A 26,611-nucleotide genomic window follows, 5' to 3' on the forward strand; every position below is an offset into this window, starting at 1 on the left:
CGGATACGACCTCTCGTGACGCGGGCGTGGGCCCGCACCGTCCGTCATCCTGGCTGCGCGCCACCTACCTTTCCGATGAAATTGCCGGCGACGCTGAGCGAGCCGTCAGCGAGCGCCACCGGCAGCGCCGCGAGCCGTCGCGGCGCCGGGCCGAACACGACCTGTGCGCCCGCACGAGGATCGTATTCGGAGTTGTGACACATGCACTTGAACACCTCCTTGTCGCCGACATCGCTCTTCACCCAGGCGGTGACGGGACAGCCGGCATGCGAGCAGATCGCCGAATAGGCGATGATGCCGTCGACCGCGCGCGCGGCCGTCTTCTCGTCAAGCTCGGCGGGATCGAGCTTGATGATCAGGATCTCGTTGAGCCGGGAGGCGCTGCGCACCACCGATGTCTTGGGATCCTTCGGCCAGGCATGCACCGGCGGTCCGCCGGCCGGCAGGTCGGCCGCGGTGATGGGCTTTCCCTCCTTGTCGCCTTCGGAGAAGACGAGCACATCGCCTTTCTGCGGCCGTTCGTCGGACCCGGGCGGATCCTCGCCCGCGTGCGCAGACGCGGAGCAACCGAGGCAGGCGGTGGTGGCGAGCGCGCCAAGCAGGATCGTTCGCCGCGTCTGCTCGGCACAGGCGTCGGCTTCGGGTTTCCCAGGACTCTCGGACGGTGATGAATTGGTTGTGAACGATGCGCGGGACATGTTCACAAGCAGGCACTGGAACTCTGCCGAAAACAAGGCGAAGAGTTGGCACCGCAGTGCATCAATGTGGCTTTGCTCGCGTTGATTGAACAACGATGAACGTGTTCAAGCGCCTTTTCACAATTCAACGTCGCGCCGCGCGAGCGGCATGATGATTTTGCAGATCAGACCGATGATGTTGGAATTGGTGCAACGCGCTATTCGTCGCGCTGCGCAAACGCAGCGCGACGACCCTGCATGTTTTGCAGGCAGCCGGTCGTCGTCAGGACCTAAGCACGTGGCGCGGCGCGGCGATAGAACCGGAGACGGTGGCCGATGCCATCTCGAAACTGTCGGCGATGCGGCGCGCTTTGTCGATGAACAGTGCAGCTGCTGGCGGCGGGCAGACCTCGCGCGCGGTCTGCTCGAACAGATCGAGCCAGCGGTCGAAATGATCGCCGACCAGGCTCAGTGGTAAATGCGCCCGCATTGGCGAGCCGTGATAGCGGCCGCTCATCAGCACGACTGAGGACCAGAAATCTTTGAGCTTGGCGAGATGCTCGTCCCAGTTCTGCACGATCCCGAACACCGGGCCCAGCCGTGCATCTTCGCGCACGCGCCCATAGAAGCGGGTGACGAGTTCCCCGATCATCTCTTCGGTAATCCCGGTGCGCTCGATCGCATCCTGGGTCAACAGGTTCCGCCGCGCGGCCGCCGCCTCGCGCTCGGCCTTCAGTCGATCCGACATGTCCTTCGTTTTCCGTTCGTTGTTCCCCGCGTTCCCGCGAGCCGCCCGTTCGACATCGTCAGGCCAAATGCGCCCGACATCTTTGTCCTGGCGCAAATTGCGGGATTGGGCCGCGGGCGTTTCGAGCCCGGCGCCTGCTCCTTGATCAGTATCGTAGGGTGGGCAAAGGCGCACTTGCGCCGTGCCCACCATCAGTCCGATACGGCCACGGAACGTGGGCACGCTTCGCTTTGCCCACCCTACGGAACCGTCTTTGTCGCGATGACAAGATCACGTACCATAGGTATAGAAGCCCTGCCCGGTCTTGCGGCCGAGATGGCCTGCATCGACCATCTCCTTGAGCAGCGGCGCTGGCCTGTATTTAGGATCGTTGAAGCCCTTGTAAAAGACCTCCATCACCGAAAGCATGGTGTCGAGCCCGACGAGATCGGCCAGAGCCAGCGGCCCGATCGGATGGTTGCAACCAAGCTTCATGCCAGCATCGATCTCTTCCGCGGTCGCAATCCCCTCCTGGAGCGCGAAGATCGCCTCGTTGATCATCGGGCACAGGATGCGGTTGACGGCAAAGCCCGGGCTGTTCTTGGCGGTGATCGCCACCTTGCCGACGCGCTTGGCGAAATCGAGGGCCTTGGCGTGGGTGTCGTCGGAGGTCTGCAGGCCGCGGATCAACTCCAGCAGCGCCATCACCGGCACCGGGTTGAAGAAGTGCATGCCGATGAAGCGGTCGGGACGATCGGTCGCCGCAGCGAGCTTCGTGATCGAGATCGACGAGGTGTTGGTCGCAAGCAGCGTTCGCGGCGACAAGGTCGCGCAGAGATCCTTCAGGATCTTGACCTTGAGCTCCTCGTTCTCGGTTGCGGCCTCGATGACGAGATCGCAATCGGCAAGCTTCGCCCGGTCGGTGGTGCCGGTGATGCGCTTGAGCGCCGCCTCGCGATCGGCCGCCGACATCTTCTCCTTCTTGACCAGACGCTCGAGACTGCCGCCGACGGTCGACAGCCCGCGGTTCACCGCCGCATCGGAAATGTCGACCATCACGACCGAGAGCCCGGCCGCCGCGCAGACCTGCGCGATACCATTCCCCATGGTCCCTGCCCCGATGATGCCAACGGTCTGGATCATTGCTCCATATCCTTCATCCTTGCGGCCCCGCCGACACGGCACGGCCCATTATTCCCTGCATCAGGCTCTAGCACCGCCGAGGGGCGCCTGCGACCTGATCCTGCCTCTCCTTAAAGCATCCACGGCGGGAATAAAGCCGCCGACGGGCGCGAAACGGCCCGATTTGGCCGCATGGCGCGTAATTTGCCCCAAAATTGCGTCCCTACCCGGCCGGGACAGCGGCCTCCCTCAATCGGACGACGCGGCGGAGCTGACGGCGTGGTGTAGTCGGCGCGCAATGGCCACCGCGAATGCCTCGCGACGCAATTGTGAGATCGACCACATCGGCTTCGTGCCCCACCTGTTAGCCTCGCGCAAATGAAGACACATATTGCACTTCCCATCATCCTCGCCGCTCTGCTCGTCGCAACGCCAGGCTTGGCAGCCGAGACCAGAGGAGCCGGCTCAACCTTCGTTTCGCCCGTGATGGCGAAATGGACCGACGCATATAAGGCCAAGACCGGCAACGTCGTCAGCTATCAAGCGGTCGGCTCCGGCATCGGCCTCGGCCTGATCAAAAAGGAAGCCGTCGATTTCGGTGCCAGCGATATGCCGCTCGACCCCAGGGAGCTCGACAGGCTCGGCCTGATGCAATTCCCGATCGTCATCGGAGGCGTCGTGCCAGTGGTCAATATCGACGGCGTCAAGCCCGGCCAGATCCGCTTCACCGGGCAAGTGCTTGCCGATATCTATCTCGGCAAGCTCAGATCCTGGAGCGATCCGGCGATCGCCGCGATCAACCCCGACGTCAGATTGCCGAACGCTGCGATCACGGTGGTCCATCGCATCGACGGCTCCGGCACGACATTCAACTGGTCGAACTACCTGTCGAAGGTCAGCCCGCAGTGGAAAGCCAGCGTGGGCGAAGGCACCTCCGTCGAGTGGCCGCTTGGCCTCGGCGGCCGCGGCAATGATGGCGTAGCTTCGCTCGTCGGTCTCATTCCCGGCGCGATCGGCTATCTCGAATACACTTACGCGCTGCAACGGCTCGACCGGATTTCCTTTGGAATCGTGCAGAACAGCGCCGGCAATTACGTCGTGCCCGACGCCGCATCATTCCAGGCGGCGGCATCAAGCGCGGACTGGAAGGCGGAGAAGGATTTCCATCTCGTGCTCACCAACGCGCCCGGTGAAGACGCCTACCCGATCACGGCGACGACCTTCGTGCTGATGCCGAAGGCGCCGAAATCACCGGAACGATCGGCAGCCGCCATCGACTTCGTCCGCTGGTCGCTGGAAAACGGAAAATCCGAGGCCCAGACGCTCAACTACGTCCCGCTCCCGCCTGCCTTGATCGACCAGATCGAACGCTATTGGCAGCAGAGCATCGGGGCAGCCCCCACGGTCTCGGCATCGGCCAGCGTGAAGCGCTGAACAGCGACGGCGGCCCGTCAATCGAGATTGGCTCTCCGCATGCCAATCTCGATTGACAGGCCGCCATTATTTCAATAATCGTTGAAATATGGAAAAGACGGATGCCGTCGCGGCGCTTGCCGCGCTTGCTCAGGACAATCGCCTCGATGTTTTCCGCCTGCTGGTGCAAGCCGGCCCCGAAGGCCTGTCCGCCGGCGCGGTGGCCGAGGCGCTGGATCTCGCCCCCAACACGCTGACCTTCCATTTCGACCGGCTACGGATGGCCGGGCTCGCGACCGTCCGTCGCGAGGGGCGTTCGATGATCTATGCGGCGCGGTTCGAGACCATGAATTCGCTGGTCGGATTCCTGACCGAAAACTGCTGCGGCGGGGTGTCATGCGCTCCGGCAAGGCGTTCGAAACCGGCGCGGAAGCGCAGCAAAGTGCCAGCCTGAAAGGACAGACCATGAAGCGCCTGCATGTTCACGTGTCCGTCGAGGATCTCTCCCATTCCATCGGATTCTACTCCGCCCTGTTTGCGAGCGAGCCCTCGGTCGTGAAGTCCGACTATGCCAAATGGATGCTGGACGACCCCCGCGTGAATTTTGCGATCTCGACGCGCGGACGCGCGGCTGGGCTCGATCATCTCGGCATCCAGGTCGAGACCGGCGAGGAGCTCCAGGAGGTCTATGCCCGACTGCGCAAGGCCGGCGGCAACGTCGTCGAGCAGGGGCAGACCACCTGCTGCTACGCCAAGTCGGAAAAGTCCTGGATCGACGATCCGGCCGGCATCGCCTGGGAAACCTTCCACACCACGGGCGAGAGCACCGATTACGGCGACGGCAGCGGCGAGAACCAGGCGCGGGTCGCGCATGAGAAACCGGAGCAGCAATCGGCCTGCTGCGCGCCGCAGGCGGCGCCGGCAACCTCGCGGGCCTGCTGCTGAGCACGAGGGCACCTGCAATGGACGCGATCATCTACCACAATCCCGATTGCGGCACGTCGCGCAACACGCTTGCCATGATCCGGCATGCCGGTATCGAGCCGCACGTGATCGAATATCTGAAGACGCCGCCGTCGCGCACCCTACTGCAGCAGCTCGTCGCGCGCATGGGGATTTCGGTGCGTGAGGCGGTTCGCGAAAAAGCGGCGCCCTATGCGGAGCTCGGGCTCGCCAATCCGGCGCTGACGGACGATCAGTTGCTCGACGCGATGGTGGCGCATCCGATCCTGATCAACCGGCCGATCGTGGTGACGCCGAAAGGCGTCAGGCTCTGCCGCCCCTCCGAGCTCGTGCTGGATCTGCTGCCGCCGCAGCGGGGCGAATTCGTCAAGGAAGACGGCGAGCGCGTCAGGCTGGATCGCGCCTGATGCCGAGCCTTGCACAGCGCGCCTTCGCCGAGTGGCTCGGGACGGCGTTCCTGCTTGCTGCGGTGGTCGGCTCCGGGATCATGGCGCAGAAGCTCTCGGGCGGAAACGTCGCTCTGGCGCTGCTGTGCAATACGATCGCCACGGGCGCAATCCTGGTGGTGCTGATCCTGATCTTCGCTCCGATATCGGGGGCTCATTTCAATCCGGCGGTCACGCTCGCATTCGCCTTGCGCGGCGAAACGACGTGGACGGACGCGGCGACCTACGCCATCGCCCAGATCGCCGGCGCGGTCGCGGGTGTCGGGATCGCGCACCTGATGTTCGAGCTTCCTGTCCTCCAGCTTTCCCTCACGGCCCGCACCGGAGCCGGACAATGGCTGGCCGAGGCTGTAGCCACCTTCGGTCTGCTCTCGACGATCTTTGGCGTCGGGCACCGGACCAACACCGCCGTGCCTTACGCTGTCGGCCTCTATGTCACGTCGGCGTATTGGTTCACCTCGTCCACCTCGTTCGCCAACCCCGCGGTCACTATCGCCCGCTCGCTGTCCGATACGTTCGCGGGTATTGCCCCACAAGGCATGCCGGCTTTCATTGCCGCCCAGTTCATCGGCGCGGTTCTCGCCGTTCTGCTCGCGCGCTGGCTTTGGGCCCCCGAAAGGCAAAGCTCCCGTCGGATCGTGTCAGAAGAGCCTGCATAACGCGGCGCCAGCCGCATTTTTTGAATTGAATCGCGTTTCCAAACCGTTCCTCCCGGGTATTCTGTGGATGTCAGCAAGACTCGCAGGAACCGGTCAGTGAAGCCGCTACGAACACCCGATATCGACGATCAGGAGGCATTCCGCCCGGCGCCGAAGCGTCAGGCCGCATGAACGACTTCGCACGATCCGTTGGCGCGGCGCTCTCGCTGATCGGCGAAGCCGACGCCGAGCTGCTCGGCATCGTCGCATTGTCGGTGCGCGTCAGCCTGACCGCGAGCGTCCTTGCCCTGCTGATCGGTGCACCGATCGGGGCCTTGCTGGCGATCACGCGTTTCCGCGGGCGGCAGGTGATCATCGTGCTGACCAATGCGCTGCTCGGCCTTCCGCCGGTCGTGGTCGGGCTCGCGCTCTATCTTCTGCTGTCGCGGTCAGGCCCGCTCGGGGCGGCGGGACTGTTGTTCACGCCCGCCGCCATGGTGATCGCGCAGACGCTGCTCGCCACCCCGATCGTGGTGGCGCTGGTGCACCGGCCGGCGAGCCTGCTGTGGGCGGAATATGGCGATCTGGCACGGATCGACGGGCTGTCGATCTTCCGCTGCATGGCGCTGCTGTACGCGCTGGGCCGGACCTCGCTGCTGACAGCTTTTCTCGCGGCCTTCGGGCGCGCCATCGCCGAGGTCGGTGCCATCATCATCGTCGGCGGCAACATCCGCGGCTTCACGCGCACGATGACGACCGCGATCGCGCTGGAGACCAGCAAGGGCGATCTGCCGCTGGCACTCGGGCTCGGCCTGATCCTGCTCGCGCTCAGCGTCGCGGTGTCGACCATCGCCTTCCTGCTAGTGGGACGCGTTGGGGAAAAATAGCTGCTCGCCGCCAACCTTGTATCCGGCGATCGCCTCCTGCCCCTTCGATGACACGAGCCAGTCGATGAAGGCCTGCCCATCCTTCGCCTTCACATTCGGGTGCTTCTCGGGATTCACCAGCATGACGCCGTACTGGTTGAACAGCCGCTTGTCGCCCTCCGTCAGGATGGCGAGCTCGCCGCGATTCTTGAACGACAGCCAGGTGCCGCGGTCCGACAGAACATAAGCGTTCGACGACGACGCCATGTTCAGCGCCGGGCCCATGCCCTGGCCGATCTCACGATACCAGCTGTCCTTGCCGGCACTGATGTCGACGCCCGCCTCCTTCCACAGCCGGAGCTCGGCCGCATGCGTGCCGGATTTGTCGCCGCGCGAGATGAACGGTGCCTTCGCCGCGGCTATCTTGCGCAGCGCATCCGTGACGTCCTTGCCGCCGGCGATCTTCGCCGGATCGCTTTTGGGCCCGACAACGACGAAGTCGTTGTACATGACGTCGAAGCGCTTCACGCCCTGTCCTTCGGACATGAACTTGTCTTCGGCGGCCCGGTCGTGGACGAACACCACGTCGGCATCGCCGCGCCGCCCGATATCCAGCGCCTGTCCGGTGCCGACGGCAACGACCTTCACGCTGATGCCCTCGTCCTTCGAGAACAGCGGCAGCAGATGGCCGAACAGGCCCGACTGTTCCGTCGACGTGGTCGAGGCCACCGTGATGGTGCGATCCTGCGCGAACGCGATGGTGGACCAGAGCAGCACCGCTCCGATGGCGACAATCTTCCTCATGCGTCGTCCCCCACAAACAATGACGGTCCTGAATAGCCGATGGCGATGGCGACGGGAACCCCGACATTCGGCCGCAGAGAGTTGAAGCGATGGCGTCAAATCGGCAGGAACGCCGAGGCCGCAGGCGGATTGTCCGGAGATGTCATGTCAAGGAGAATCCCATGAAAAAGATCATTCTGGCATCCGCATGCATCATGGCGCTGGCGACCGGTAGCGCCTTCGCGCAGACACAACCGGCTCCCGGCGCCTCCGGTCAAGGCGACGTCGGCCCCTCCTCGCGCGGCCCCGCGACCAAGGGAATGACGACCGGCAAGTCGTCGAACATGCAGAACGAGGCCAGCGACAGCAAGGGCGCGCAGTCGCCATCGGCCGGCGGCACCAACACGAATAACATGGGCAGCCAGGCCGGAGGCAGCGGCGCAGGCGGCGGCAGCGGCGGCGCCGGCAAGTAGTCGGAAGAGCGAAAATCCCGGAGGGGATCATCGTCCCCTCCCACAGGCCGATAGGCGTCGATCAACGGCCGGGGCAATATCTCATCACGCTGCGGATCCCCTGCGGCTCTGGCTCCTTCATCCATCCGATGTCCCTGGCCAGCCAAAGCTTGTCGTCGCCGATGACATAGGCGAACGTCATGGTGTCGAAGCCTCTCGGATTGCGGACAGTGACCTCGCCGCAGGCCACCTCGATCGAACGGCCCTGCGGGTCGGATGCGGGACTGGTCCAGGAAATGTGGATTTCCGCATTCGGCGGGATCAAATGAGCGGCGATCTTTGGAGTGAGATCATCTGCCGAGGCAGGTGCGCAGATCAATGCGGCGAGGACCGCAGCCGGATATATCTTGCGGATCACGTCTTTTCTCCTTCGCTTTCGAAGGAAGCGTATCCATGATCGGTGCCGCAGCTCTGTGGGAGCGGTCACATTGGCAGTCGGTGCGCGGCGGCCTGGTGACAACCGCAGTTTCTCGATGATGCCTGACACATCATGCAGCGGCCGGCGCGCCCGATGCTTGGATGTTCTGCAATTGGTCCCGTCTACATTGACAGGGGTGTGACGGCCGGGGCAGTTTTTCACATTGCTGGCGAATCAGCGATTGCCTCACGCCGAGTACCTCTTGGACAACTCCCAGTGCTTTCGAGACTGATATCGTTGCTGCGCCGCATCCCCGCGGTGAAATGGGCGTTCACCCGGCTTCGGCCCTTGCCGCAGGGCGGCAGCATCGACGGTGCGGCGGTCGTCGCGGAACAGCCCGTCATCGTTACTGACAGTGCTGACGCTCTTCCGGCTCTCGACACCGGCATCGGCACTGATCCACTGCGCAGCGACGCCGCGGTCGCGGAGGACGACACCGCCCGCCCTGTCATCGCGGAAGCAGCAGCCGATATCGCCGGCAGCGACGAGTCCCTGCAGCAGTCGCCGACAGAGGTCGAGCCGGTCGTCGTGGCAGAGGTCTTGGCCTCGGACGAGGTCATCAGCGAAACGGTCGATGGTTCCAAACCAGTCGATGTTCCTGAACCCGTCATCGACAATGATCCGCCTGTAGAGGTCTCGACGAAGCTCGAGTCCGTCGCCACGGAAGCGGTAGCGGCCATCGACATCGAGGACGAGCCGGCCAAAGCCGCTAAGCCCGTCATCAGCAGCGATCCATCTCCCGAGCTCGCGGCCGACGTTGAGCCTGATGTCGTGGAGGAGACCTCGTCCAATCTCGAGGTCGTTTCAGTTGAGGTCGCTTCGGTCGAGGTCGCTTCGGTTGACGCTCCCGCTCTCGTCGTTGCCGACGATCCCTCCATTGTTGCCGCCGTGGATGTCGAGCCTGTTGTAGACGACACCCAGGTCACGCTTGCCGATCCCGACGTCTCGGCGGAGACTGTCGCTGAAGACAGCATCGACAGCGATCCCACCTGCGACACCGCGGTGGCGATCGAACCGATCGCTGCAAGCGATCCTGCCCCCCTCGCCGCGGAGGACTCTTCCGCCGACGCCATCTTGGTCACGCATGATGAGCCGGCTCCGGCTCTCGCAGCTCCCACTGAGGAGATTCGCAGTGCGCCGAAACTTCGCGCGAAAGCAACGGAACCTGCCGATCGCGCCGCGCTGATCCGGCAGCGCTGGGCCGAAAGCGGAATCAGGATGTGGAACCCCCGCCTTCACGGCACCGGCGAAGCCACGCTGAACATCCAGGGCAGCGTCGGGCTGCTGCCGCCTGCACCCGGCGAGACGATGCCGCGCTACGACAAGCTGGAATTCAAGATGCTCGGCGGACAGATCGTCTGTGAGGGCGTCATCGTCGAGGCCCCCGCGCAGGCGAGCCACCGCAGCTTCACCCGGCTCGCCGAGCCAGGGAAGCTCGACCGGATTCGCGAACCGGTGCGGGAACGCCAGGCCGCTCCGGCCTGATCCTTTCCACTGCAAGCGCCGTCACGTTTGTGCTAGGCTGAGGTTTCCCGAACATGGGGATCGCATGCCTGCAAAGCTGTTGCGACTGATCGTGATCGCCGCCGTCTGCGTCTCGCAAGGAGCCTTCGCGGCGTCCAGCAAGCGGCCTCACCACACGCCCGCCACCGATCCAGCCGCGCCCTCCAAGGCGGACCGGCTCTCCTCCTCGCGCGGCGAGACCATCCTCAACACGCCCGGCCAGACCACCGTCCTGACGCGAGAAGTCCTCGACGACATGAACGCGAGGAGCCTCCGCGATGCCATGCGCTCGACCGCCGGCGTCACGGTCGGACGCTAGAGCGGAATGGCATTAGGCTGAATCGTTTCCCGCGGCGGCTCGTTCACCGCTCCCGCTTGCGGGAGAGGTCGGCGAGTTCCGGGCGATGCAAAGCATCGTTGCGCCGAAGCGCATGGTTAGCAGAGCGTAACGGCTGCTTTGCAGGACTTCGCCGCCGATATGCCTGCCGACGCGGCCCCGTATCGTTAACACGGCCTCACCATTGCACGCGTCCGGAAATTCTGCGGTAGCGTGCAACCCTGTGCTGGTCTTTCGCGCAGGACCCGATCTAACGCGCCCTTTACCCACGCTATGCAAGATCGCCGGCAATTTCAGGGATCCGGGGCTCGTATTTCAATGCCTGTTGCCGATTTGAAGTCTCACTTCGCCGCCGCAATGCGGCTGTTTCGCGTGCCCGCCGACAATCCCGAGCTGACGCGCGCGCAGTTCGACGCCTTCTCCAAGCAGATCCCGCTGCTCTACTTCATCCTGATCACCAACACGATCGCGGTCGCATATACCTATGTGCCGCTGGCGCCGGCCTCGCTCAGCATGATCGTGCCGGGCGTGTTGGTCGCGGTGGCGGGTTATCGGACCTTCTGGTGGCTGCGGCAGCGCCACCTCGTCCGCAGCGACGCCGACATCCTGCGCAATCTGCGTCTCACCAACTGGATCGCGGCCCCGATCGCGGCGGGCTTCACCATCTGGTCGTTCGCCCTCTATCCCTACGGCGATCCCTTTGCCAAGAGCCAGGTCGCTTTCTACATGGCGGTGACCGTGATCGGCTGCATCTTCTCGCTGATGCATCTGCGTTCGGCCGCACTGATCGTGACTCTCGTCGTCGACGTGCCCTACGTCGTGTTCTACTTCGCCACCGGCGAGCCGACGCTGGAGGCGATGGCCGTCAACAATTTGCTGGTCACCGGCGCGATGGTGACGGTGCTGACCATCTACTACCGGGACTTCGCCGATCTCGTCGCCAGCCGCAAGTCGCTGCTGGCACAGCAAGCGGCGACCCAGGCGCTCTCGGACGAGAACTTCCGCCTTGCCAATCTCGATTCCCTCACCGAGCTGCCGAACCGCCGCCGCTTCTTCGCCGAGCTGTCGAGCGCCTTTGCCGACGCCGAGCGCAGGAACGTTCGCGTCGCGGTCGGCATCATCGACCTCGACGGCTTCAAGCCGATCAACGACAATTACGGCCACAGCGTCGGCGACCGCGTGCTGATCGAGGCGGGCCGCCGCATCCGCGAGATCTGCGAGGGCTTCGGCCCGCAACGCGTGGAATTCGCCCGGCTCGGCGGCGACGAGTTTGGCCTCGTCGTCCGTGGTGACCCCGACGATGCCGATCTGGCACGGCTCGGCGAACGCATCGGCGGGCAGGTCAAGCTGCCTTACCAGCTCGACACCGCCCACACCGGCCTGTCCTGCTCGATCGGGTTTGCGCTGTTTCCGGACTCCGCGACGACGTCGGAAGCTCTCTATGAATGTGCCGACTATTCGCTCTATCACGCCAAGCGCCATCTGCGCGGACGCACCGTGATCTTCTCGGGCGAGCTCGAGGCCGAGATCCGGAGCCGCGGCGTGATCGAGAATTTGTTGCGCACCTCCGATTTTGGCGCCGAGATGGAGCTGGTGTTCCAGCCGATCGTCGACGCCATGAGCGAGCACACTGCCGGTTTCGAGACGCTGGCGCGCTGGCACAGCCCCCGTCTCGGCTGGGTGTCCCCTGCCGACTTCATCCCTGCCGCCGAGCGCATCGGCCTGATCCGGCCACTGACGCAGACGCTGCTGGCGCGTGCACTCGCGACCGCCAAGACCTGGCCCGACGACATCCGCCTGTCGTTCAACCTGTCGGCTCACGACGTCTGTGCCGCCGAAGGCATCCTGCCGCTGATCTCCATCATCGAGAAAAGCGGCCTGTCGCCACGACGGATCGATTTCGAGATCACCGAGACCGCCGTCACCTTCGATTTCGTGCGCGCGCAGCAGTCGATCGCGACGCTGAAGGCGATGGGCTGCGGCATTTCGCTGGACGATTTCGGCACGGGCTATTCGTCGCTGAGCCACGTGCACCGGCTGCCGCTCGACAAGATCAAGGTCGACCGCAGCTTCGTCGCCGACATCAACGAAAATCCGGTCAGTCACAAGATCATCAAGTCGCTGACGGGCCTCTGCGACGACATGGAGATCGCCTGCGTCGTCGAAGGTGTCGAGACCCGCGCCCAGCTCGATACCTTGCGCCGGCTCGGCTGCGACTTCATACAGGGCTATTATTTCGCAAAACCGATGTCGGGCGATGCGATCGGCGACTATCTTGCGAGCGAACGCGAGCGCCTCGACGGCGCCAAGGTCGTGGCCTGAGACCGCTCACACCGCGCAGTAGCGTTCCTGGATGTCCTTGTCCGCCAGCAGCGCCGCCGCGCTGCTTTGATGCACGACCTCGCCCTGGTCGATGATCACGGCGCGGTCGGCCAATCGAAGAGCCCATTCGACGTTCTGCTCGACCAGCAGCAGTGTCTTGCCCTCGTCGCGCAGACGGCGGAACAGCACGCCCATCTCCTCGACGAGGACGGGCATGATGCCCTCCGAGAGTTCATCCAGCAGGATCATCTTGGGCTTGCCGATCAGCGCGCGCGCGATCGCCAGCATCTGCTGCTCGCCGCCGGAGAGCGTCACGCCCTCCTGGTCGAGGCGCTCCTTCAGGCGCGGAAAGGTTTCGGCGATCTCGTCGATCGCCGTCCGCTCCTCGATGTCGCTGCCGGCCGCGACCAGGCCGAGCCGGAGATTCTCGCGAACCGACAGCCCGGGAACGATGCGCCGCTCCTCGGGCACGTAGGCCAGGCCAAGGTGGAAGCGCTGATGGGCGCGCAACGGCAGGAGCTCCCTGCCTGCAAAGCGCACGCGGCCGGTCGCCTTCGGCATCAGGCCCATCATGGTTCGCAAGGTCGTGGTCTTGCCGGCGCCGTTGCGGCCGACGAGGGCAACCACCTCGCCCTCCTTCACGTGCAGGGAGATGCCGTGGAGGATGTGGCTCGCCCCATACCAGGCGTGGAGATCTTCGATTTCGAGCAGCGCGGTTTCAGCCATAACCTTCACTCTGTCCGAGATAGACCCGGCGGACCTCCGGATTGCTCCTGATCTCGTCGGGCGCGCCGTCGGCGAGCAGGCGGCCATGATGCAGCACCACGACGCGCTTGGACAGGCCCAGCACCATCTTCATCTTGTGCTCCACCAGGAGAACGGTGCGCTTGTCGGCAAGGCGCTCCAGCAGCGCGACCATATCCTTGGTCTCTTCCGGCCCCATGCCGGCGGTCGGCTCGTCGAGCAACAGCAGCTCGGGCTCGGAGACCAGCGCGATCGCGATCTCCAGCGCGCGCTGCTGGCCATGCGAGAGGAATTTTGCAAATTCGCTTCGCTTGCCGAGAAGCCCCACCGCGTCGAGTGCCGCATCAGCACGCGCATGCAATTCGGTCAGCCGGGCGCGGTTGCGCCAGATGTCGTAGCTCACGGCCAGCGCCTGGGCCGCGACGCGGACGTTCTCATGCACTGACAGGTCCGGAAAGATGTTGGTGATCTGGTAGGAGCGCGAAATGCCCTGGTGCACGAAGCGGTGCTGCGGCAAGCCGTTCAGCTCGCGTCCGCGGAAGTGCAGCTTGCCGGACGTCGGCGTCAATACACCGGAGAGGATGTTGAAGAACGTGCTCTTGCCGGCCCCGTTCGGCCCGATAATCGAGGTCAGCTGCCCCGCCGCAAAGGACAAGGTAATATCCTCGAGCGCGACGAAGCCGCCGAAGCGCTTGCCGATTCCCTCGGCGCGAAGCAGCTCGCCGCTCATCGCCGCGCCTTTCCGGTACCGAGGACGTCCAGCAGCGTTCCCCAGATGCCCTTGGGCAGGAACAACACGAACAGCACGAAGATCGCACCGACGAAGATCTGCCAATGCGGCGTCCACAGCGAGATGACGTCCTCCAGGATCAGGAAGCTCGCCGCGCCGACGAAGGGTCCGAAGAAGCTGCGGGCGCCGCCGAGCAGCACCATCATCACGATCATGCCCGAGGTCTGGTAGTGCAGGATGTCGAGCGGCACGATCGACAAATGCAGCGCCAGCATGCAGCCGCCGAGCGAGGAGATCGCGCCCGACAGCATGAACACGACCAGCTTGCTGCGCTCGACGTCATAGCCGCAGGCCCGCGCCCGCTGCTCGTTCTCGCGGATCGCCTCGATGACGGCCCCGAACGGCGAATTCAGGATGCGCGACTGGAACCACATCGCCAGCGCCGCAAAGGCCATCAGCACGTAATATTTGTTGACGGGGTCGAGGAAGTTGACCTGAAGGCCGAACAGGCTGATGCGGTCGACGGTGAAGCCGCGCAGGCCGTTCTCGCCGCCGGTGAAGGACGAGGCCTGGAGCGCGACGTAATAGACGAGCTGCGCCAGCGCGAGCGTCACCATGGAGAAATAGATGCCGCGCGTGCGCGTCGAGACAATGCCGATCAGAGCCGCAAGGCAGGTGCTGAGACACACGGCGATCGCGACCGCGGCAAACCACGGCACGCCGTAACGCCCGATCGCAATGCCGGTGAAGTAGGCCCCCGCACCGAAGAACGCGGCTTGGCCGAACGACAACAGCCCGGTGTAGCCGAACAGCAGATTATAGCCCATCACCACGACGCCGTAGATCAGGACGTTGACGGCGAGCGCCTTGGACGGCAACAGCCAGGGCAATATCGCCAGCACGGCGATGGAGAGCAGCACGCGGTGGTCGAGAAGCCGGCCGAGCCCGCTCGGCGCAGCCTTGGCAAGAACCTCGCCGCTCGAAGGATGCGTCACGCCGTCCTCCCTCTCACGCCGAACAGGCCTTGCGGGCGGATCAGCAGCACCACCGCCATCAGCGCGAACATCACGATGGTCGCCATTTCAGGCGCGAACAGTGCCACCAGGCTGATGGAAATGCCGACCATGAGGCCGGCCACGACCGCGCCGACAATCGAGCCGAGGCCGCCGATCACGGTGACGACGAAGGCTTCGGCCAGAACCAGCGAGCCCATCTCCGGATTGACGCTGCGCATGGGACCCGCAAGCACGCCGCCGAGTGCGGCAAGTCCGACGCCGAGCCCGAAGATCGCGAGCCAGACGCGGCCGATGTCGACGCCGAGCACCTGCATGATGGTGGGATCGCGCGCACCCGCGCGCACGATCAACCCGACCCGGGTCTTCTCCAGCGTCAGCCAGAGCACAAGCAGCACCACCGCCACCAGCACGATGACGAACAGGCGGTAACGCGGGAAGAAGCCGATGCCGAGATCGAGCACGCCGATCAGCTGCGGCGGGGTCGGAAACGGAATGCCGTCGCTGCCGAACACGATGCGCACGCCCTCGACCAGGACGTAGCTGAGGCCGAACGTGAGCAGCAGCGGATCGTCGATCGAGCGTCCATACAGCCGGCGGATCAGCACGAACTCGATCAGCATGCCGAAGGCGCCGATCAGGATGGGCGCCAGCAGCAGCCCCCACCAGAAGCTTCCGGTGAGAGAGGCCAGATACAGCCCCGCATAGGCCCCGATCATGAACAGCGCACCATGGGCGAAGTTGACCACCCCGAGCATGCCGAACACGATCGTCAGTCCAAGCGCAGTGATCACCAGGACCGCCCCAAGGGCGATCCCGGAGAGAAGCTGCATGATGATCAGCGACAGGTCCATCGTCTCAAGACTTACGTGGCGTGGCCGAGCTCGCTGCAGCTGCGCAGCATGTCGTCCGAGCCTGTGTCGTTGGCGAGAATGGCGAACAGATCGTTGTCGCCCGCCATGGCGGACTTCTTCTTGGACTCCAGCACCAGCACCGACTGCACCGATTGGTGGTCACATTTGCGGTAATGCTGCGGGCCCTTGGTCAGATCATATTGCAGTTTTTCGAGAGCATCGACCACCTTGTCGGTGTCGGTGCCGCCGGCGGCCTGCATCGCCGCCAGCAGCGATCCGACGCCGGAATAGCCGTAGGCACCGTAATCGGTCGGGATCGCGCCGCCATTGGCGGCCTTGAACGCCGCGTTGAAGCTGGCGGCCGACTTGCTCTGCGCCTCCAGGCCCCAATAATAATTGGCGCCGCCGACCACGCCCTCGAACACGTCGGGGCCGACCGCGAGCCGCTGGTTGTGCAGGATGACGGGGACCACGATCTTCATCTGCTGCTTGACGCCGAAATCCACGGCCTGCTTGATCGCATTGGCCTGGTCGCGGCCGAAATTGGAGATGCAGAGCACGTCCGGCCGCATCGACATCAGGCGCGGCATGAAGGTGGAATAGTCGGCCGCACCGAACGGATGCAGGATCTCGCCGACATGGTCCGCGCCAATCGCCGCCTGCGCACGCTTGAAGCCGCGCAGCATCTCGTGACCGTAGGCATAATCGGCGACGAGATGGGCGACTTTCATGCCCTTCTTCAGCGTCTGCCGCGCCACCGCGGCTGTCGTCATGTGCGGGTTCAGCGCCTCGTGAAACGTGTATTTGCTGAAATCCTTGGCCTCGTTGATGGTGTCGGACTGGCTGATCGAGACGTAGATCACGCCGCGGGCGCGCGTGACCTCGTTGACCGCAAGCTGCACAGCGCTGGAGAGCGCGCCGACCACGGCATGAACCTTGTCCTTCTCGATCAGCTCGAGCGTCCGCGTCGCGGCCTCGCCGGCATTGAGCTTGTCATCGCGCACCAGCAGCTCGACCTTGCGGCCGCCGATGCCGCCCTTGTCGTTGACGAGCTTCACCGCAAGTTCGGCGCATTTGACCTGATCGCGTGCTTCCGCTGCGAAGGGGCCGGTCAGCGGCGTCGGGAAGCCGATGCGGATCGTCTCGTCGGCCGCACGGCCGATCCGCGGCAGGGCGAGTAGCGCCGCGCTGGCCGAAAGGCCGGCGAGCGCAGTGCGGCGGGTTACTTTCGGGGTCGAACCGGAATTGAGCATGATTTCCTCCAACTGTCTTTTTTCTAGAAACGCTTCAGGGCTTTCAGGACTTTGGCGGGCGTGATCGGAATCGAATTGATCGTCGCATCGAACGGCGCGAGCGCGTCGTTGACGGCGTTGAGCACGCAGGCGGACGCCGCGGCCGTACCGGCTTCGCCGACGCCCTTGGCGCCAAGTTCGGTATCGGCGGTCGGCGTCTCGACATGGCCGATGACGATGTCGGGCATCTCCATCGGCATCGGCACGAGGTAATCGGCGAGCGAGCCGTTCATGAGCTGGCCGGTGTCGCTGTAACGGCATTCCTCGAACAGCGCCGCACCAAGCCCCTGCACGATGCCGCCGCGGAGCTGCTCGTCCACGAGCATCGGATTGATGACGCGGCCACAATCCTCGACGATGAAATGCTTCAGGAGCTTAATGAAGCCAGTCTCGACATCCACCTCCAGCGAGCAGCCCTGGATGCCGTTGGTGAAAGCGAACGGATAGCCCTGCGGCGCGAAATGATGGCTCACGGTGAGCTGCGCCTGTGTGCCCGGCGGCAGCGTATCGGAGCGGAAATAGGCGATGCGCGCGATCTCGGCGATCGGCAGGCGCGGGTTCCGCGTGCTTGCATCGACGATCTCGCCATCGAGGATATCGAGCGCCGATGGCTGCTCCTGCAGAATGAGCGCGGCAATCTCCAGGATGTTGCGCTTGAGCGCGCGCGTGGCCTGCAGCGCGGTCTCGCCGCCGATGCCGGCGCCGCGGCAAGCCCAGGTCGCACCGCCATGCGGCGTCACCTCGGTATCCCCGGTGATGACCTTGACACACTCCTGCGCGAGGCCCAGCTGATCGGCCACGATCTGGCTGATGATCGCCTCGGTGCCCTGCCCCTGCTCGGTGACCGAGATCAGGCAGCGCACCTCGCCAGAGGGCGTCAGGCTGAGGATCGCGCCGTCCTGCGAGGAGATGCGCGCACCGCCGACGCCATAGAACGCCGGGCTGGGATTGGTGATCTCGACGAAGGCCGCGATGCCGATGCCGCGATAGATGCCGCGCTTGCGCAAGTCGGCCTGCTCGGCACGAAGTGCGTCATAGCCCATCATTTCGTGCAGGCGCTTCAGGCAGGCCTGATGCGACAGCGCCTCGAAGCGATAGCCGGTCGGCGAGGTCTGCGGATAGGCATCGTCGGAGATGACGTTCTGCGCGCGGATGGCGAAGGGATCGAGACCGAGCTTGCTTGCTGCCATGTCGACGAGACGCTCGGTCACCGCGCAGGCGATGGGATGGCCGACGGCGCGGTACTGGCTGGTTTGCACCTTGTTCTGGAAGATCACCTCCAGCGTGGCTCGGTAATTTTTGAAGCGATAGGGCGCGCCGATCAGGCGGATGACCTGGTTGCCCTCGACGACGCTGGTGCGCGGATAGGTCGAGAACGCCCCGATCGCGGTCAGGTCCAGAACATCCATCGCCAGGATCTCGCCCTTGGCATCCAGCGCCATCCGGGCGCGGACGCGATGGTCGCGGGCGTGGATGTCGGAGACGAAGGACTCCATCCGGTCGGCGACGTATTTCACGGGCCGGCCGAGCAGGATCGAGAGACCGACCACCGCCATGTCCTCGTGATAGACATGCAGCTTCATGCCGAAGGAGCCGCCGATGTCGGTCGCGATGACGCGGACGCGGGCTTCCGGAATGTTGTAGTGGCGCGAATAGAGGTCCTGAAACTGATACGGGGTCTGCGTGCCGTGATGCACGGTGAGCATGCCCGCGGATGGATCGTAGTCGGCGACGATGGCACGCGGCTCCAGTGTCACCGCGGTGTGGCGGCCGAAGAAAAACTCCTCCTCCACCACATGGGCCGCATGCGCAAAGGCGTCATCAACGACGCCGCTGTCGAGCTGGCTGCGGAAGCAGGTGTTGTTGGCACTGCCTGGATTGACCAGCGGACCGTCCGCCTTACGTGCGCCGTCGATGTCAACGACGACGGGAAGGTCCTCGTAGTCCACCTCGATCAGCTCCAGCGCATCTTCGGCAATCGCCCGGCTCTCGGCAGCGACGGCGACCACCGCCTGTCCGGCCCAGACCACGCGATCGAGCGGCAGCGGCAATTGCGGCGCGGAGGTCATGCCCTTGAAATGATCGAGCGTGCCGGTCCAGGGCGTGCAGATTTTTGCGAGATCAGCGCCCGTGGCGACGAGATGTACGCCCTCTAGCGCACAGGCCTCGTCGATCTTGATCGAGACGATCTTCGCGTGCGCATGCGGGCTACGCAGGAACGCGGCGTAGAGCATGCGCGGCAGCTTGAGATCGCTGACGTAACGTCCCCGCCCGGCAAGCAGCCGCTTGGCGTTGGGCCGCGGCAGCGCACGGCCGATATAGGAGTTCGGGCGATCGAGCGAGGTCAGCGGCGCGCTCATGTCGCGCCTCCATTCTCACTATGCGCTTTGGCCGCGGCGTCGACGGCGTCGACGATCGCCTCGTAGCCGGTGCAGCGGCAGTAATTGCCCGACAGCGCGTCGCGGATATCCTCGCGGCTCGGCTGCGCCGTTTGCGAGAGCAGCTCGTAGGCGTTGATCAACATGCCCGGCGTGCAAAAGCCGCACTGCAACGCATTGCGGCGATGGAATTCGGCCTGGAGATCGGCGAGCAGACCGCTCTCGCTGAGCCCCTCGATGGTGTCGATCCTGCCGCCATCAGCCTGCACCGCGAAGATCAGGCAGGAATGCACGGCGCGGCCGTCGAGCTGCACCAGGCACGCGCCGCAGGCGCCCATCTCGCAGCCGGCATGCGTGCCCGTCAGCTCGAGCTTGTCGCGCAGGCAATCGACCAGCGTGTCGCGCGGCGCGACCTCGCAGGCGACCTTGCGCCCGTTGACGACGAAGCGGACCCGCACCGTCTCGTCGGCCTCGCTCAGCAGACTATCGTCGAAGCCGGTCATGCGCCCTCACCGAGACGTCCGAGCAGGCGGCCAAGCAACACGCGAGCGAGATGCAGCCGCATCGCGGGCGGCACTTCGTCGCCCTCGGGCGGCGCGAGATCGCCTTCGAGCGCGCCTTGCGCGGCAGCGATGCGTTCTGCATCCAACCTCGCGCCGATCAAGGTGGCTTCGACCCCCTTCACCCGCGTCGGCGTATTGCCAACGGAGAAGAATGAGATGCGAATGTCGTCAATGCGCTCACCGGTGCAGGTCGCAAGCATACCGCAACCAACCAGCGCGTAATCCCCACGCCGCCGCGCCAGCTCGTCGAACGCAAAGCGCTGATCCGCCCTGAACAGCGGAACGTAGACCGCGGTGATCAGCTCGCCGGGCTCGAGCGCCGTCTCGAACAGGTCGATGAAGAAATCATCGGCCTTCACGCGTCGGCGGCCTGAGAGGCCGGCGATCTCGATCTCGGCATCCAGCGCCAAGGTCATCGCCGGAAATTCGGAAGCCGGGTCGGCGAGCGCGACGCTGCCGCCGAAGGTGCCGCGGTTGCGGATCGCGGGATGCGCGACGAACGGTGCCGCGGCGTGCAGCAGCGGCGCGAACTCGGCAATCAAAGGCTCGCTCAGCATCTCGCAATGGCGCGTCAGCGCACCGATGCGCAAGGCGTCGCCTTCGCGCCTGACGCCGCGCAGCTCGCCGATGTGGGTGATGTCGATCAAAAGCCGCGGCGCCTGCAGCCGCAGCGACAGCGCCGGCACCAGGCTCTGGCCGCCGGCGATGAAACGCGCATCGTCCCCGGCGCGTGCGTGAGCATCCAGCGCCTGGTCGATCGTCGCAGCCCGAAAATAGCTGAAAGCCTTCGCCTTCACTGCCGTTTCCCCGAGATCCATCGGCTCATCAGCCGGGATGCCAGATTTGTAACCATCTGGTCTCAAAATCCTGACACGCCTCCCAAGGCCGGTCAACAGGAAATGACCATTTGGTCACAAAAGCGCCTTGGGCTATGAAGGTAGTGGCACGTTGATTCAGCGACGAGATGGCCCGAAAAGCGCAGAAAACTTTGAGGCGACCGGTCCGCAAGCGGATTGAGACAGGCAGCAAGCCCGCGCCAAAGCGTCGCAACATGCGCGCGGCCGACCGCGAGCGCGCGATCGTGGACGAGGCCATCCGCTTCTTTGCCGAGCGCGGCTTCGAAGGCCAGACCCGCGAGCTCGCCAAGCGCATGGGCATCACTCATTCGGCGATCTACCGTCACTTCCCCAGCAAGGAAGCGCTGATCGAGCGGGTCTACCAGGAGGTCTATCTCAGCCGCTGGTCGCCCGATTGGGGACCGATGGTCCGCGACCGTTCGCTGTCGCTGGAAGCGAGGCTCACGCGCTTCTATCTCGACTATGTCGAGCGCGTATTCGAATATAATTGGGTGCGGATCTTCGTGTTCTCCGGCATGAAGTCGTTCGGCATCACCAGCCGCTACCTCGACATCGTGAGGCGCGAGATCATCGAACCGGCGGCAGCCGAACTCCGCTTTGAGCTCAAACTGCCCGACGCAAAAGCTCACTCATTGAGCGAGCGCGAGACCGAGTTGTTCTGGGGCCTGCACGGCCGCATCTTCTATCTCGCCATCCGCAAGTTCATCTACGAGACGCCGATCCCGCCAGATCTCGACGCCATCGTCCGCGACGCCGTCCAGACCTTCATGGACGGCGCGAAGACGACGATGCCGAAGCTCTTGGTCAGCGGCTGAATCGGCGACGCTGCCCCGAAGGAGGTGCGCTCCCTCTCCTGCTTGCGGGGGAGGGCTGGGGTGGGGTGCCTCCGCAGAGAGACTCCCTGATTGGAGAGAGCCCCACCCGGCGCTCCGCGCCGACCTCCCCCGCAAGCGGGGAGAGGTTGATCGAGCCCGCGGCTAGCTACTTCGAAAGGCTGGGCAGATCGAGGCCCTTGTCGCGGGCGCAGTCGATCGCGGTCTCGTAGCCCGCGTCGGCATGGCGCATGACGCCGCTGGCGGGATCGTTCCAGAGCACGCGCTCGATCCGCTTGGCCGCTTCCGGCGTGCCGTCGGCGACGATCACCATGCCGGCGTGCTGGGAATAGCCGATGCCGACACCGCCACCATGGTGCAGCGACACCCAGGTCGCGCCGCTGGCGCAATTGAGCAGCGCGTTCAGCAGTGGCCAGTCGGACACCGCGTCCGAGCCGTCCTTCATCGCTTCAGTCTCGCGGTTCGGGCTTGCCACCGAGCCGCTGTCGAGATGATCGCGGCCGATCACGATCGGCGCCTTGAGCTCACCGCGCGCCACCATCTCGTTGAAGGCAAGGCCGAGTCGGTCGCGATCGCCGAGGCCGACCCAGCAGATCCGCGCCGGCAGGCCCTGGAATTTGATGCGCTCCTTGGCCATGTCGAGCCAATTGTGCAGATGCTTGTCATCCGGCATCAGCTCCTTGACCTTGGCGTCGGTCTTGAAGATGTCCTCGGGATCTCCCGAGAGCGCGGCCCAGCGGAACGGCCCGACGCCGCGGCAGAACAGGGGACGGATATAGGCGGGGACGAAACCGGGGAAATCGAAGGCGTTCTTCAGGCCCATGTCCTGCGCCATCTGGCGAATGTTGTTGCCGTAGTCGAGCGTCGGAATGCCCTGCGCATGGAAATCCAGCATGGCCTGGACGTGCTCGAGCATCGACGTCTTCGACGCGCGCTCCACCCCCTTCGGATCGGAGCCGCGCTTGGCTTCCCACTCGGCTAGCGTCCAGCCCTTCGGCAAATAGCCATTGACCGGATCGTGCGCGCTGGTCTGGTCGGTGACGACATCCGGCTTGACGCCACGGCGCACGAGCTCCGGGAAAATCTCGGCGGCATTGCCGAGCAGGCCGACCGAGACCGCCTTCTTCGTCTTGGCGGCATCTTCCATGATCGCCAGCGCTTCGTCGAGCGTTGCCGCCTGGCGATCGAGATAGCCGGTACGCAAGCGCATCTCGATGCGGCTCGGCTGGCATTCGACCGCGAGCATGGAAGCGCCGGCCATGGTCGCGGCCAGCGGCTGCGCACCGCCCATGCCCCCCAAGCCGGCGGTGAGAATCCATTTGCCGGCAAGGCTGCCGCCATAATGGCGACGACCGACCTCGACGAAGGTCTCGTAGGTGCCCTGCACGATGCCCTGGCTGCCGATATAGATCCAGGAGCCGGCCGTCATCTGGCCGTACATCATCAGGCCCTGGCGATCGAGCTCGTTGAAATGGTCGAGCGTTGCCCAATGCGGCACGATGTTGGAGTTCGCGATCAGCACGCGCGGTGCATCCGCATGGGTGCGGAACACGCCGACCGGCTTGCCGGACTGGACCAGCAGCGTCTGGTCGCCTTCGAGCTTGCGCAAGGCCGCAACGATCCGGTCAAAGCTGTCCCAGTCGCGCGCGGCGCGGCCGATACCGCCATAGACCACGAGCTCGCTCGGGCGCTCCGCGACATCAGGATCGAGGTTGTTCATCAGCATGCGCAGCGGCGCTTCGGTCAGCCAGCTCTTGGCGCTGATGTCGCTGCCGCGGGGGGCGCGGATGGTGCGGTCGTTGTCCAGTCGGCGGTTCATGCGGACCTCTTAATCAAGTCTCGGAAACGGATCGGATGGAAGCGCAGTGATCGCAATGGCCGGCAACGCATCCGCATCGATCAGTGCAGCGGCCTTGGCCAGATCGCCGGCCATGTAGCGGTCCGCACTGAGCGCCGGCACCTGCTCGCGCAACGCGGCGATGACCGCAACGAGCGGAGCACTGGTCGCATGCGGCGCGCGCAGCGTGATGCCCTGGGCAGCGACCAGCAGCTCGATGCCGAGGATGGCGGCGAGATTGTCGGCCATGTCGGACAGTCGCCGCGCGGCATGCGCGGCCATCGAGACGTGGTCTTCCTGATTGGCGCTGGTCGGCGTCGAGTCGATCGAGCAGGCCGCTGCGCGCTGCTTGTTCTCGACATAGAGCGCGGCCGCCGTCACCTCGGCGATCATGAAGCCGGAGTTGAGGCCGGGATCGGGGGTCAGGAACGGCGGCAGGCCGAAATTCAGCGCCGGATCGACCAGCGTCGCAATGCGCCGCTCGCTGATCGCGCCGATCTCCGACAGGGCCAGCGCGATCGCGTCGGCAGCGAAGGCCACCGGCTCGGCGTGGAAATTGCCGCCGGAGACAATCTCGCCGGTCTCGACCAGGACGAGCGGATTGTCGGTGACGGCGTTGGCTTCGACGATCAATGTGCGCGCGGCCTGCGTGATCAGGTCGAGCGCTGCGCCCGCGACCTGCGGCTGGCAGCGCAGGCAATAGGGATCCTGCACGCGCTCGTCGCCTTCGAGATGCGACAGGCGGATGTCGCTGCCATCCAGCAGCGCGGTCAGCGTCGCGGCTGCGGCGATTTGGCCGGCGTGCCCCCGCAGTGCCTGGATTTCGGGACGGAACGGCGCCGTCGAGGCCATCGCGGCGTCGACCGACAGCGCACCGGTCACGAGCGCCGCACGGGCCAGGCGAAACGCGCGCAGCACGCCGGCAATAGCGTAAGCGGTCGAGAACTGCGTGCCGTTGATCAGCGCGAGCCCCTCCTTGGGGCCGAGCGTCAATGGCGCAAGACCGGCAGCCGTCAACGCCTCGCTGCCGGACACCGTTTTTCCATCAACGATCGCCTGCCCTTCGCCGATCATTACCGCCGTCATATGCGCGAGCGGCGCAAGATCGCCGGAGGCGCCGACCGAGCCCTGCTGCGGCACCAGCGGAGTGACGCCCCGCGCCAGCATGGCCTGCAACTGCTCGATCACCGCGCGGCGCACGCCGGAAGCGCCGCGCCCCAGCGAGACGATCTTCAACGCCATCATCAGCCGCACGATTGGCTCGGGCGTGGCTGGGCCGACGCCGCAGCAATGCGAGACGATGAGGTTGCGCTGGAGCAACGCGGTCTGGTCGGACGGAATGCGCTTCGAGGCCAGCTTTCCGAAGCCGGTGTTGATGCCATAGACGGGCGCGTCGGCGTGCGCGGCCTTCGCGACGATTTCCGCAGCCGCCTCCACGCGTGGCCAGAACGACGGATCGAGCACGACGGATGCGCCTTCCAGCACGCGCGCGAGATCGTCGAGACTGACCGCTCCCGGCTTGACGACGATCGCTGTGCCCTGCTCCGTCACTGTCCCCTCCACACCCGGCGATGCAGCGGATTGAAGCCGATGCGATAAACAAGCTCGGCGGGCCGCTCGATGCCCCAGATCGCGAGGTCGCACCATTTCCCGGCTTCCAGCGTGCCGGTCTCGCTGATCACCCCCAGCGCCCGCGCGCCCTCGCGGGTGATTCCGGCGAGGCATTCGGCGACGGTCATCCGGAACAGGGTCGCGCCCATGTTCATCGTGAGCAGAAGCGAGGTCAGCGGCGAACTACCGGGATTGCAATCGGTCGCGAGCGCCATGGAAACGCCGTGGGTGCGGAACGCCTCGACCGGCGGCTTCTGCGTCTCGCGGATGAAGTAGAATGCGCCAGGCAGCAGCACGGCCACCGTACCGGCCTTCGCCATCGCGGCGACGCCGGCTTCGTCGGTATGCTCGAGATGATCGGCCGACAGCGCCGAGAATCTTGCAGCGAGCGCCGCACCGCCGAGGTTCGACAACTGATCGGCATGGAGCTTGACCGGCAGCCCGAGCCCCCTCGCCGTCTCGAACACCTGCGCGGTCTGCTCCGCCGAAAAGGCGATGCCTTCCATGAAGGCGTCGACAGCGTCGGCGAGGCCCGCCTTTGCAACAGCGGGCAGCATCTCGTTGCAGACCAGATCGATATAGCGATCCTTGTCCCCGTCCGCTTCCACCGGCAGAGCGTGCGCCCCGAGGAAGGAGGTGCGGATGGCAACCGGCCGCTGGCGGCTGATGCTGCGCGCGGCCGCGAGCTGGCGCATCTCGGTTTCGGTGTCGAGGCCGTAGCCCGACTTGATCTCGACCGTGGTCGCGCCCTCACCGATCAGCGCATCGAGCCGCGGCAGCGCGCTCGCGACGAGATCAGCTTCGCTCGCCTTGCGCGTCGCCGCCACCGTCGAGACGATGCCGCCGCCGGCGCGCGCGATCTCCTCGTAGCTCGCGCCCTTCAGGCGGAGCTCGAACTCGTGCGCGCGGTTGCCGCCATAGACGAGATGGGTGTGGCAGTCGACGAGGCCGGGCGTGATCCAGCGACCTTCGCAGTCGATCCGTTCGGCCGCGTCGGCATCCGCCGGAAAATCGGACTGCGCACCGGCATAGACGATACGGCCGCCGCGCGCGGCGATCAGGCCAGGCTCGATCTCGCCGAGATCGGGCCGGTCGGCCCGCATCGTGGCAAGCCGGGCATTGTGCCAGATCCGGTCGAAGCGCTCTGCCATGCAACGGTCCCTTCGCGTGGG

General features: G+C 65.1%; 27 protein-coding genes. 11 read left to right on the forward strand and 16 right to left on the reverse strand.

The genetic code is table 11. The features are described from left to right. Window positions 1–44: 44 nt before the first annotated feature. The 3 genes from GGD67_RS22175 to GGD67_RS22185 form a co-directional block, all read right to left on the reverse strand. Window positions 45–698 (reverse strand): ubiquinol-cytochrome c reductase iron-sulfur subunit, encoded by a 654-nt coding sequence (locus GGD67_RS22175; protein ID WP_092261860.1) that lies wholly within the window; start codon window positions 696–698, stop codon window positions 45–47. Window positions 699–960: 262 nt separating this feature from the next. Beyond that, entirely contained in the window at window positions 961–1,425 is a 465-nt protein-coding gene (locus GGD67_RS22180; RefSeq protein ID WP_179736013.1) for a group III truncated hemoglobin, read from the reverse strand. 270 nt (window positions 1,426–1,695) lie between these two features. Then, window positions 1,696–2,547, reverse strand: a complete 852-nt coding sequence (locus GGD67_RS22185) for a 3-hydroxybutyryl-CoA dehydrogenase (RefSeq protein WP_179735825.1) — start codon at window positions 2,545–2,547, stop codon at window positions 1,696–1,698. Window positions 2,548–2,904: 357 nt separating this feature from the next. On the opposite strand from GGD67_RS22185, the gene pstS reads away from it, so the two are divergent. From pstS to GGD67_RS22215, 6 genes are all read left to right on the forward strand, one after another. Beyond that, window positions 2,905–3,960 (forward strand): phosphate ABC transporter substrate-binding protein PstS, encoded by a 1,056-nt coding sequence (gene pstS, locus GGD67_RS22190; protein ID WP_179735827.1) that lies wholly within the window; start codon window positions 2,905–2,907, stop codon window positions 3,958–3,960. Window positions 3,961–4,048: 88 nt separating this feature from the next. Beyond that, a complete protein-coding gene (locus GGD67_RS22195; RefSeq protein ID WP_179735829.1) occupies window positions 4,049–4,393 on the forward strand; it encodes a helix-turn-helix transcriptional regulator in 345 nt (114 codons plus the stop codon). Window positions 4,394–4,404: 11 nt separating this feature from the next. Continuing rightward, entirely contained in the window at window positions 4,405–4,884 is a 480-nt protein-coding gene (locus GGD67_RS22200; protein ID WP_026202415.1) for an ArsI/CadI family heavy metal resistance metalloenzyme, read from the forward strand. A 17-nt stretch (window positions 4,885–4,901) separates the two neighbouring features. Further along, window positions 4,902–5,309, forward strand: coding sequence for an arsenate reductase (glutaredoxin) (arsC, locus tag GGD67_RS22205; protein WP_179735831.1), 408 nt, complete (start codon window positions 4,902–4,904; stop codon window positions 5,307–5,309). Further along, window positions 5,309–6,007 (forward strand): MIP/aquaporin family protein, encoded by a 699-nt coding sequence (locus tag GGD67_RS22210; RefSeq protein ID WP_018320749.1) that lies wholly within the window; start codon window positions 5,309–5,311, stop codon window positions 6,005–6,007. Before arsC ends, GGD67_RS22210 begins: the two co-directional genes overlap by 1 nt. Before the next feature lie 167 nt (window positions 6,008–6,174). Continuing rightward, entirely contained in the window at window positions 6,175–6,873 is a 699-nt protein-coding gene (locus GGD67_RS22215) for an ABC transporter permease (RefSeq protein ID WP_018320750.1), read from the forward strand. Here the strand turns inward: GGD67_RS22215 and GGD67_RS22220 are convergent. After that, window positions 6,847–7,656 carry a substrate-binding domain-containing protein gene (locus GGD67_RS22220; protein WP_179735833.1) on the reverse strand — a complete coding sequence of 270 codons (810 nt, stop codon included), beginning with the start codon at window positions 7,654–7,656 and terminating at the stop codon, window positions 6,847–6,849. The two genes, GGD67_RS22215 and GGD67_RS22220, sit on opposite strands and share 27 nt — an antisense overlap. A 161-nt stretch (window positions 7,657–7,817) precedes the next feature. On the opposite strand from GGD67_RS22220, the gene GGD67_RS22225 reads away from it, so the two are divergent. Beyond that, the gene (locus GGD67_RS22225) at window positions 7,818–8,108 is read left to right on the forward strand and encodes a hypothetical protein (RefSeq protein ID WP_179735835.1); all 291 of its coding nucleotides are present in this window, start codon (window positions 7,818–7,820) and stop codon (window positions 8,106–8,108) included. Between the two features lie 61 nt (window positions 8,109–8,169). On the opposite strand, the gene GGD67_RS22230 is transcribed toward GGD67_RS22225, so the two are convergent. Further along, window positions 8,170–8,505: a hypothetical protein gene (locus tag GGD67_RS22230; protein ID WP_018320753.1), complete on the reverse strand. Its 336-nt coding sequence runs from the start codon at window positions 8,503–8,505 to the stop codon at window positions 8,170–8,172. A gap of 297 nt (window positions 8,506–8,802) precedes the next feature. Here GGD67_RS22230 and GGD67_RS22235 point away from each other — a divergent pair, with 297 nt between their 5' ends. From GGD67_RS22235 to GGD67_RS22245, 3 genes are all read left to right on the forward strand, one after another. After that, complete coding sequence (locus GGD67_RS22235; protein WP_179735837.1) at window positions 8,803–10,050, forward strand: hypothetical protein; 1,248 nt, start codon at window positions 8,803–8,805, stop codon at window positions 10,048–10,050. Window positions 10,051–10,114: 64 nt separating this feature from the next. After that, window positions 10,115–10,387 carry a TonB-dependent receptor plug domain-containing protein gene (locus GGD67_RS22240; protein WP_179735839.1) on the forward strand — a complete coding sequence of 91 codons (273 nt, stop codon included), beginning with the start codon at window positions 10,115–10,117 and terminating at the stop codon, window positions 10,385–10,387. A gap of 336 nt (window positions 10,388–10,723) precedes the next feature. Then, a complete protein-coding gene (locus tag GGD67_RS22245) occupies window positions 10,724–12,727 on the forward strand; it encodes a bifunctional diguanylate cyclase/phosphodiesterase (RefSeq protein WP_179735841.1) in 2,004 nt (667 codons plus the stop codon). 6 nt (window positions 12,728–12,733) lie between these two features. On the opposite strand, the gene GGD67_RS22250 is transcribed toward GGD67_RS22245, so the two are convergent. The 8 genes from GGD67_RS22250 to GGD67_RS22285 are packed head-to-tail and all read right to left on the reverse strand — an operon-like array spanning window position 12,734 to window position 21,098. Then, window positions 12,734–13,453: an ABC transporter ATP-binding protein gene (locus GGD67_RS22250; protein ID WP_179735843.1), complete on the reverse strand. Its 720-nt coding sequence runs from the start codon at window positions 13,451–13,453 to the stop codon at window positions 12,734–12,736. Continuing rightward, window positions 13,446–14,201: an ABC transporter ATP-binding protein gene (locus GGD67_RS22255; RefSeq protein ID WP_092261840.1), complete on the reverse strand. Its 756-nt coding sequence runs from the start codon at window positions 14,199–14,201 to the stop codon at window positions 13,446–13,448. The genes GGD67_RS22250 and GGD67_RS22255 overlap by 8 nt, the downstream gene beginning before the upstream one ends. Next, on the reverse strand, window positions 14,198–15,196 hold the full coding sequence (locus GGD67_RS22260; protein WP_179735845.1) for a branched-chain amino acid ABC transporter permease: 999 nt from the start codon (window positions 15,194–15,196) through the stop codon (window positions 14,198–14,200). Before GGD67_RS22260 ends, GGD67_RS22255 begins: the two co-directional genes overlap by 4 nt. After that, window positions 15,193–16,068 (reverse strand): branched-chain amino acid ABC transporter permease, encoded by an 876-nt coding sequence (locus GGD67_RS22265; protein ID WP_179735847.1) that lies wholly within the window; start codon window positions 16,066–16,068, stop codon window positions 15,193–15,195. The genes GGD67_RS22260 and GGD67_RS22265 overlap by 4 nt, the downstream gene beginning before the upstream one ends. Before the next feature lie 11 nt (window positions 16,069–16,079). Next, window positions 16,080–17,321, reverse strand: coding sequence for an ABC transporter substrate-binding protein (locus GGD67_RS22270; RefSeq protein WP_179735849.1), 1,242 nt, complete (start codon window positions 17,319–17,321; stop codon window positions 16,080–16,082). Between the two features lie 23 nt (window positions 17,322–17,344). After that, window positions 17,345–19,720: a xanthine dehydrogenase family protein molybdopterin-binding subunit gene (locus tag GGD67_RS22275; RefSeq protein ID WP_179735851.1), complete on the reverse strand. Its 2,376-nt coding sequence runs from the start codon at window positions 19,718–19,720 to the stop codon at window positions 17,345–17,347. Further along, window positions 19,717–20,241 (reverse strand): (2Fe-2S)-binding protein, encoded by a 525-nt coding sequence (locus GGD67_RS22280; protein WP_179735852.1) that lies wholly within the window; start codon window positions 20,239–20,241, stop codon window positions 19,717–19,719. Before GGD67_RS22280 ends, GGD67_RS22275 begins: the two co-directional genes overlap by 4 nt. Continuing rightward, entirely contained in the window at window positions 20,238–21,098 is an 861-nt protein-coding gene (locus GGD67_RS22285; RefSeq protein ID WP_179735854.1) for a xanthine dehydrogenase family protein subunit M, read from the reverse strand. The genes GGD67_RS22280 and GGD67_RS22285 overlap by 4 nt, the downstream gene beginning before the upstream one ends. A gap of 254 nt (window positions 21,099–21,352) precedes the next feature. Between GGD67_RS22285 and GGD67_RS22290 the strand changes: the two genes are divergently transcribed. Next, window positions 21,353–21,973, forward strand: coding sequence for a TetR/AcrR family transcriptional regulator (locus tag GGD67_RS22290; protein WP_179735856.1), 621 nt, complete (start codon window positions 21,353–21,355; stop codon window positions 21,971–21,973). 166 nt (window positions 21,974–22,139) lie between these two features. On the opposite strand, the gene hutU is transcribed toward GGD67_RS22290, so the two are convergent. The 3 genes from hutU to hutI are packed head-to-tail and all read right to left on the reverse strand — an operon-like array spanning window position 22,140 to window position 26,590. Beyond that, a complete protein-coding gene (gene hutU, locus GGD67_RS22295) occupies window positions 22,140–23,810 on the reverse strand; it encodes a urocanate hydratase (RefSeq protein ID WP_179735858.1) in 1,671 nt (556 codons plus the stop codon). 9 nt (window positions 23,811–23,819) lie between these two features. Then, entirely contained in the window at window positions 23,820–25,379 is a 1,560-nt protein-coding gene (hutH, locus tag GGD67_RS22300) for a histidine ammonia-lyase (RefSeq protein ID WP_179735860.1), read from the reverse strand. Next, window positions 25,376–26,590: an imidazolonepropionase gene (gene hutI / locus GGD67_RS22305; RefSeq protein WP_179735862.1), complete on the reverse strand. Its 1,215-nt coding sequence runs from the start codon at window positions 26,588–26,590 to the stop codon at window positions 25,376–25,378. Before hutI ends, hutH begins: the two co-directional genes overlap by 4 nt. Window positions 26,591–26,611 lie beyond the last annotated feature (21 nt).

Source organism: Bradyrhizobium sp. IAR9, from assembly GCF_013408065.1.
Taxonomy (GTDB): Bacteria; Pseudomonadota; Alphaproteobacteria; order Rhizobiales; family Xanthobacteraceae; genus Bradyrhizobium.